This is a genomic window from Pedobacter sp. 01N416, assembly GCF_056399685.1.
Genome location: NZ_JBFTRT010000590.1, coordinates 1 through 3,057 on the forward strand (window position 1 = coordinate 1; position 3,057 = coordinate 3,057).

Annotated in this window: 5 protein-coding genes; 1 reads left to right on the plus strand and 4 read right to left on the minus strand. The window is 38.8% G+C overall.

Annotated elements, in window-relative coordinates; genetic code table 11:
* The 4 genes from tssR to AC1DND_RS24150 form a co-directional block, all read right to left on the minus strand.
* Positions 1–353, minus strand: a 353-nt coding sequence (gene tssR / locus AC1DND_RS24135; RefSeq protein WP_477585110.1) for a type VI secretion system protein TssR domain-containing protein, incomplete at its 3' end; no start/stop codon positions are given.
* 39 nt (positions 354–392) lie between these two features.
* On the minus strand, positions 393–1,370 hold the full coding sequence (locus tag AC1DND_RS24140) for a PKD domain-containing protein (protein ID WP_477585111.1): 978 nt from the start codon (positions 1,368–1,370) through the stop codon (positions 393–395).
* A gap of 34 nt (positions 1,371–1,404) precedes the next feature.
* Positions 1,405–1,890, minus strand: a complete 486-nt coding sequence (locus AC1DND_RS24145; RefSeq protein WP_131032454.1) for a type VI secretion system transmembrane protein TssO — start codon at positions 1,888–1,890, stop codon at positions 1,405–1,407.
* Between the two features lie 10 nt (positions 1,891–1,900).
* Complete coding sequence (locus AC1DND_RS24150) at positions 1,901–2,422, minus strand: hypothetical protein (RefSeq protein ID WP_477585112.1); 522 nt, start codon at positions 2,420–2,422, stop codon at positions 1,901–1,903.
* A 179-nt stretch (positions 2,423–2,601) separates the two neighbouring features.
* Between AC1DND_RS24150 and AC1DND_RS24155 the strand changes: the two genes are divergently transcribed.
* Entirely contained in the window at positions 2,602–3,036 is a 435-nt protein-coding gene (locus AC1DND_RS24155; protein WP_477585113.1) for a GPW/gp25 family protein, read from the plus strand.
* Positions 3,037–3,057: the final 21 nt, after the last annotated feature.

The window sequence follows — 3,057 nt, forward strand, 5'->3', positions numbered from 1 at the left end:
ATGGCACTTTTTTTATCGTTTATTTTTCTGCCCCTGATCATTCCGGCCTTATATTTAATCAGTTTCAGGTAGCCGTTTTCTTCTTTTGAAACATAGAAAGGTTCCATAAAGCTGATTTTTTTCATAATCAGACTTCCACCCGGTGCAGTAGTGGTATAATTATCTTCACGGTCTGAAAAAACAATCCATGGCAAACTGCTGCTACTGGTATTGTCCATTACGTTTATATTTTCTGAAGGCCTTTCGTAAGATTTAGGCATGTATTTTACTCTTTTGCCAAAGGATGCCGGCGATTGTGCGTAGGCAAACGATATTCCTATAAAAAGGAGGGTTAAGGCATAGTATTTTTTCATAATCTGTAGATGAGCTTTAAAATTAGGTGAGCGGTTAATTTATCTTGTTTTGGCCGGAGCATCAGCAGTTGTTGCCGCAGGTTGGACCGTTCCCGAATGTTGCTTAATGTTTACCAAGCTGGCACAGGTAGAATTTGGCTTAATGGTTAGCTGCGCTTCATCAACGGCTATTTCGCCCCCAAAGGTGAGTCCCATGCAGTATGAATAAATATCGGTCTGTTTTTTCTTACCATTCATTTCTACATTTACCGTTACTTTTTCGTTACCGCACATGTATTTGTTAACGAGGTAGTAATAGTTAGAGTTAAAATCGGCACCATTGGCAATGGCCTGTAAACGGGCCCTGATATCATCGATGGTTTTACGTTCGCCATCACCAGGGGCAACAATATCTTCAACGATTTCGGCATTTGGATCAGTGATCAAAATGTTTAGGAAAGCGGGTTTACGGCTTTTATCCGAGCGCAGGCGTACCACATATTTCCCTGGGGCACGGTAGGTGTATAAAGCAGTTTTTCCTTTAACATCTACTCGCCCAGTTTCGCCGAACGACCATTCGAAATCTTTTCCCTCCCCGTCTCCTTCGAGCCTGATTTCTTCATTAACCAAACCCGCGGTCGGGCCGCTAATGGTTAATACACTATCTACAACCGGTGTATGAACGGTATCGCGTACGGTAACCGGAAATTCCTGACGGAGTTCGCCATCAACGGTTAAACGCACAATGTAAGTGTCGGGCTTTGTGTAGTGATAAGAACCGGTTTTTGTGGTGGCTTTTTCGCCGTTTCCGAATTCCCATAACCATTTTGTGGCTTTTGGTGTATTATCGGTAAAAACCAGACTTTCGTTTAAATAAATTTCATCTTTTAAGATCCGCGCATCAATTGTCCTTTTTTCGAACAATGAACTTTTAAATAGGAAAATAAGACCAGTTAAGAGCAATACAGCTAATAGGATGTAGAGAATAACATAGCCCTGCGAATTTGAATTAACTTGCTTGGTGTTTGTGTCAGACATAGGTAGCGTTTTTTATAGGTTGTTTTTGAGGTATTTATCTAGCAGATATGGTTTGCTGCAATTGTCGCCTGTTGAGAATACAATCGTCCAATTGTCGTTTATGCAATTCGATATCTGAAATGTTTCTGTTCTGTTCCTGCCTATCGTAAAATAACCTGTCGTACAGCTGTGCCGTTTGAACAAATATTTTATAGCGCTGGTCTGATGCTTTACGGTCAAACGCAGCCCTGATAGAGCCTAATGAATTCTGTATGTCGTTTTTCAAGAAAACCGCCTGTACATTTGGGTTGTAGCGGGTTATCTGTTTATAAGTGGTATCAATAGTAGGCGAAGTTTCTTTTACCATACTTTCGAATGTTTCGTTCTCGCTGATTTTTACTTCAAGCTCTTCTTTGGAGATTTCGTAGCGCGATTTATCACTATAAAAAATACCAAAACTTAAAAGCCCTACGGTAAAAACAAACAGCGCTATAAAAAACAAGAATTGTTCGCGTCTTTCTTTTATACTTAATTTTATCATAATCGTTTAATTATCGGCCGAACCGTCCGTTTCTGATCTTGGTTGCCGTAGCCTGGTTTGCGCGGTGGCAATCGTTAATCTGTTCCTTATACCTTTGGATATCGCCCCTTGATTTAATAAGCGAATCTTGCAGATCGGCCATTGCACCAACATTGTTGTTTATTTTGGCGTAGAGATCAAAACTCGGGCTGGTTTGTGCTTTTTTGGAAATAAGGTCTTTAATCCTGTTGTTAGCGCTTTGGATATCGCCCAAAAGGATACTCTGTTTGCTCATTTCGTTGGCATTGTAATCGCGGTATTGGGCAAGTTCTTTAAAACGGACAAGGATAAGGTCGAAATTGGTATTGATATCTTTTCTTAGATAAGATAGTTTTTCGGTTTCCTTTACCTTTTTATCGAGCAGGGTATACTCATAATCGGATGCGGCAAAAAAAAGATAAATACAGAGAATAGAGAAAAACGTTAGGAATACAAAGTTTAAAATAAACCTCGTGTAAGCAGTCCTGATTTCGATGGCATTAATGGGTTTCATAGAGCATTAATAGTTTCACATAGCGTTGGTTATCATATTAATCTGACATCTCCCTCACATAAAATCATTCAAACTTTTTCAAATTAACACTGTACTATAACAATTTTTAATATTTGTTGTTTGGTTATTAAAACGATATTATTTCTTTTACTTTTAACAAACTTTAAGCCAAACCGTGTATGTCTGAAAATTTTTACAACAAACCCTTCAGATTTAGGTCGGTTTTCTCAGGCATTGGCCTTCAGCCAACTGACCTCGGAAAATCGATTTCGAACCACCTAGAACTGATTATTTTTACCCGTTTTGGGGAGCATCGGTTCCATAACGATTTTGGATGTGAAATATGGGATCTCGACTTTGAGTTAATCGTGAGTGAGAGCATTTGGGAGGAAAAATTCCGCAAATCATTGCTAAAATCCATCACCGACTATGAATTTAGGATATATAATACCGAGGTAGAAGTACGTATTACTGAGGTAGAAAATGTATACCCCCTACGTAAGATAACCGAGATTAAAAAAAAGGTAGATATTAGCGTTAGAGCACTAATAAAAACCACAGGAGAAAAATATTTTTTTAACACCGCTTTATTTCTTAGCCCATTATCAACTTAATCTAAAACGCCCCAAATATTC

Bases quoted from the DNA above. Each gene is read 5' to 3' on its own strand.
- AC1DND_RS24140 (WP_477585111.1), bottom strand. From the start codon at position 1,370: ATGTCTGACACAAACACCAAGCAAGTTAATTCAAATTCGCAGGGCTAT.
- AC1DND_RS24145 (WP_131032454.1), bottom strand. From the start codon at position 1,890: ATGATAAAATTAAGTATAAAAGAAAGACGCGAACAATTCTTGTTTTTT.
- AC1DND_RS24150 (WP_477585112.1), bottom strand. From the start codon at position 2,422: ATGAAACCCATTAATGCCATCGAAATCAGGACTGCTTACACGAGGTTT.
- AC1DND_RS24155 (WP_477585113.1), top strand. From the start codon at position 2,602: ATGTCTGAAAATTTTTACAACAAACCCTTCAGATTTAGGTCGGTTTTC.